At 35.2% G+C, this 4,295-nt stretch carries 4 protein-coding genes; 2 read left to right on the plus strand and 2 right to left on the minus strand.

Annotated elements, in window-relative coordinates; genetic code table 11:
* Window positions 1-178 precede the first annotated feature (178 nt).
* On the plus strand, window positions 179-607 hold the full coding sequence (locus L6N96_00815; GenBank protein ID MCP8322707.1) for a molybdenum cofactor biosynthesis protein MoaE: 429 nt from the start codon (window positions 179-181) through the stop codon (window positions 605-607).
* A gap of 101 nt (window positions 608-708) precedes the next feature.
* Here the strand turns inward: L6N96_00815 and proS are convergent, their stop codons facing one another.
* Window positions 709-2,145 carry a proline--tRNA ligase gene (gene proS / locus L6N96_00820; GenBank protein MCP8322708.1) on the minus strand — a complete coding sequence of 479 codons (1,437 nt, stop codon included), beginning with the start codon at window positions 2,143-2,145 and terminating at the stop codon, window positions 709-711.
* Window positions 2,146-2,348: 203 nt separating this feature from the next.
* On the opposite strand from proS, the gene L6N96_00825 reads away from it, so the two are divergent.
* Window positions 2,349-3,617 carry an endonuclease Q family protein gene (locus L6N96_00825; protein MCP8322709.1) on the plus strand — a complete coding sequence of 423 codons (1,269 nt, stop codon included), beginning with the start codon at window positions 2,349-2,351 and terminating at the stop codon, window positions 3,615-3,617.
* A gap of 21 nt (window positions 3,618-3,638) precedes the next feature.
* On the opposite strand, the gene L6N96_00830 is transcribed toward L6N96_00825, so the two are convergent.
* Window positions 3,639-4,277 carry a hypothetical protein gene (locus L6N96_00830; protein MCP8322710.1) on the minus strand — a complete coding sequence of 213 codons (639 nt, stop codon included), beginning with the start codon at window positions 4,275-4,277 and terminating at the stop codon, window positions 3,639-3,641.
* Window positions 4,278-4,295: the final 18 nt, after the last annotated feature.

Consider the following 4,295-nt stretch of genomic DNA (forward strand, 5'->3'; position numbering starts at 1 on the left):
AATACTGTAATATTAGAGAGGTTATAACAGGAACCCTACCAAAAATTACAACAATACCAAAAAAGAAGATCGTATTAGAAGCTCTTGCATATGCTGGTTATTTGAAAAGAGAGGAGTAAAAATACCAAACCTTTACAAAGTAATTTATAAAACATAACTTAGACATAATAGCGTTAAAATGCTTAATTCAGGTATCTATAAAAAGGGAGAAATAGATATTTCATCTATCAACGATCTACTTTCAAAGATACCAAAAGATTCTGGATCGATCATGACCTTCATTGGGGTTGTAAAAGAGGTTGGCATAGACAATAAAAAGGTAATTGGACTTGAAATAGAATCTTATGATGAACGCTCAAATTTAGCTATAAAAAATATATGTAATGAGATCAAAGAGAAGCACGGATTATCTCTAATATGGATTTATCATTTTAAAGGTTCATTTAAAGTTGGAGAACCCCTTGTAATTGTTATTGTTGTGGGGGGGCACAGAAAACAGACATTTCCGGCTTTACAAGAAGCAATTGAGAGGTATAAAAAAGAGCTGGCAGTGTGGAAAAAAGAGATCTATTATGATGGAAGTGAAGAATGGATAAGTGGCCCATAAATTACATTTTTTGGGCAAACTTATTTTCAAATTTAATGTATTGTTTAATAAATCTCATATCTATAACTCAAAATATCATCAAAGCATACGAAAATGAGTTTTTAATATGCTTTTGCTAAATAAACGATTCGAGTAGCTTCTTTGCCACACCAGAAGCATTTACCCGATGGTTTTTCTTCGATATCCATCCTTTTTCCCCTAATTTCCATCCCTTCTATCTCAACTTTTATATCATTTGCACATCCATTTTTGCCACAAAAAGGCGCTCTAATTATCTTCGCCTTCCCACTAAAATTATGTAATTCTTCTCTGCTATTAATTGATACGATTGAAGAGTCGAAAATTCTCCAAGACCTTCTACCAAGCTCTTCGATGATTAGAGATTTAAGCTCTGAAACATACTCTACAACTTCGTTATCCTTAATTTTTTTTCTTGATCTCAGATCACGCCTAAATAGTGTAACAAAGTCTCCTTTAACTTCCTCTTCACCTATTTCGACCCTTACAGGGACACCTAACATCTCCCATTTGTAATATTTCTCACCTGGCCTCTTTTCAGAATCATCAAGCATCGATCTAAAGCCTGCGTCTGATAGATTTTGATTTATCATGTTTGACTTTTTCATTATTTGGTCTTCCTTGCCAGATTGCAATATTGGAATTGTGACTATTTGAATAGGCGCTACATCAAACGGGAGGACAAGACCGTATTCATCACCATGTACACTGATTATCGCCGCTACTATCCTCGACACTCCAGGCCCAAAGCATGTTTGATGAGCATTTTTTGTGCTACCATCTTTATCTGCAAAATTTATATCAAATACATTGGGGTTCGAGAACCTCTGACCTAAGTAGTGGGTCGTGGCTACCTGTAAGACTCTACCATCTGGAAGGAGAGTGTCGAAAGCATAGGAATCTACAGCTCCATAAAATCTATCGTATGATTCTCTCTCGACCATTAAAAAGGGCAGGCCAAGTTCATGGAATGTCCTTTTCGTAATTTCAAGATCCTCCTCAACCTGTTTTCTTGCTCCTTTTTCATCAGGAAAAACACAATGAGATTCTATCCAAAGGAACTCCCTACCCCTAAGAAGAGGTCTTGTAGCTTTGGTTTCATGCCTATATACAGCTACAGACTGGAAAATCTTCATAGGTAAATCTTTGTAACTCCTTATCCATAAAGCAAACATAGGATAGATCGCAGTTTCAGATGTAGGACGTAAGAAGAGCTCCTCCTCCAATTTTACGCCACCAGCCTCATTTATCTTGAAGACCTCTTCTTCAAAACCCTTTATATGCTGGCTTTCTTTGCGAAAATTGGATATCGGAATTACAAGAGGGAATAGAGCTGGCCGATGGTTTTTCTTTATAAGAAAATCTTCTAAAATTTGGTAGACTCTTCTTATAATGAACATGATATTTGGTCTGTATACTATAAAGCCCTTGACGTTATACCTAATATCAACTAATTCCGCCCTCTGCAACACTCCATCAAACCATTCAGAGAAATTGTCGGATTTTTTTGGTAGAGACACGTCCACCCTATTTTAACGCTATTTTAATTATTTTTCCTATTTTTCCTTTTACTTACATATAGAGTAAAAATGGAAAAACCTCTCATAATTTAGAGAACCTTATCCTGATCGATGGAATCAATATTGACATATTTTCGAGGGTAGAATTTAGTTTGGATTAAGTTTAAATCTTCTTATAGTAATTTATCACAGAAGAAAACTAAATGAAGATATTTGCGGACTTCCACATTCATAGCTATCTGAGTAGAGCAACAAGTCCTAAAATGAACTTAGATGAGTTGAGTAGAAACGCTAAACTTAAGGGTTTGAACTTATTGGGCACTGGAGACTTCACCCATCCTTTTTGGATAAGAGAGCTAAAAGAGAAACTCAAACCTTTAGATGATAGCGGCCTTTTCATTTATAATAATATTTTTTGGATTCTCACGGGTGAAGTAAGTACAATCTATGAACAAACAAACAAAGTAAGGAAGATACATCATGTTATCCATGTTCCAAGTTTCGAGATTGTCGATCAGATAAATGAAATTTTTTCAAAAAGAGGAAATCTGACTTCAGACGGGAGACCAATATTCAATGGATTGACATCACCTGAGCTTGTTGAAATCTTGATAAGTGTTTATGGAGACACATTAATAATTCCCGCACATGCTTGGACGAGTTGGTGGGGCATTATTGGGGCTTCTTCCGGTTTCGATTCTATAGATGAATGCTATCAAGACCAAATAAAAAATATTTACGCCATAGAGACAGGTCTTAGTAGCGATCCTCCTATGAATTGGAGGTTAAGTAGCTTGGATCGATTTTGCCTCATGAGTAATTCTGATGCTCACAGCCCTTGGATTTGGAGACTGGGTAGAGAATTAAATGTTTTTGATCTCGAAAATGTATCCTATCATGAAATCTTGGATGCTGTAAAGAAGAAAGATAAGAAGAGATTTATGTTCACAGTTGAGGTTCCACCAGAGTATGGAAAGTATCATTACACAGGTCATAGAAAGTGTGATGTTTCTTTACATCCTAAGGAAGCTATAAAACTGGACAATATATGTCCAAAATGTGGTAAAAAGTTGACTATTGGTGTCTTACAAAGAGTAGAGAAGCTAGCTGATCGACCTGAGGGGTTCGTGCCAAAAGATGCCGTTCCATACAAATCCTTGCTTCCATTATATGAGATAATCTCCTATGTCATGGGTGTTGATCAACTTTACTCGAAGAAAGTTATGAATGAACAAGATAGATTGATAGCGAAGTTCGGTAATGAACTGAAAATATTGCTAGATGTTACAAAGGATGAACTACTAAAGGTGACCAATGATGACATTGCAGAAGCAATAATTAAAAATAGGCAAGGAAAAGTGTCCTTCTTAGCAGGATACGATGGGGTTTATGGAAAACCTATTACTGATATTTTTAAAGAAAAGGAAAAACATGTTTTTCAAAAGGCGAAAAGTCTAGACGATTTTATATGATCGTTATTTTTTAGATTTCTATCAGATTTCTTTTATATTTGGTTCTCTCTTTTTAAAACTGTATAGGTATAGAGCTATACCTACTATGAAGATAGAAAGTGGGATCAAGAATACAACTGCGGCTGATAAATTTAAGCTCCATAACACATAGAGTAACAAAGGTGAAGCAATAATGAGAATAAAAGGTAGAACTTCAAATATTATTGTGTTAAATTTAAAATATTTTTTCAACGAAGGTGATAGTGTAAATGAGAGGCCAAATAAGAATACAGGGAAAAGAATCGAATAATGTCCTTTCAAGTAGATGTCAAAAATATATGATGGGTCGAGAGAGTAACCAACAGCACTCCAAGCAGAAATCAAGGATAGAATGAGAAAAATTATTGCGAAGTCTCTCATTCTTGAGGTGTTTTCCTCAATCTTTTTTACTCTTAAATCTCGAGTGCTAACTAATACATCTATTACCAAGGCTACACATACTGCTAATACACTTACTAAGAAGATAACTGGGCTCTCCGAAACTGCTAAATAGACATCAGGTGGGAGGGAAGACGTAATTCCAATGGATATCCATAAATAAAATGCATATGCGCCATATACGAATATAGGAAATAAGTATAAAAGGAAAGATATATCTTCAGAAATCTCAACTTTATCCAATTGTGTCTACCTTTGAAT

This window comes from Candidatus Methylarchaceae archaeon HK02M2 (assembly GCA_024256165.1).
In the GTDB taxonomy this organism is placed as follows: domain Archaea; phylum Thermoproteota; class Nitrososphaeria; order Nitrososphaerales; family JACAEJ01; genus HK02M2.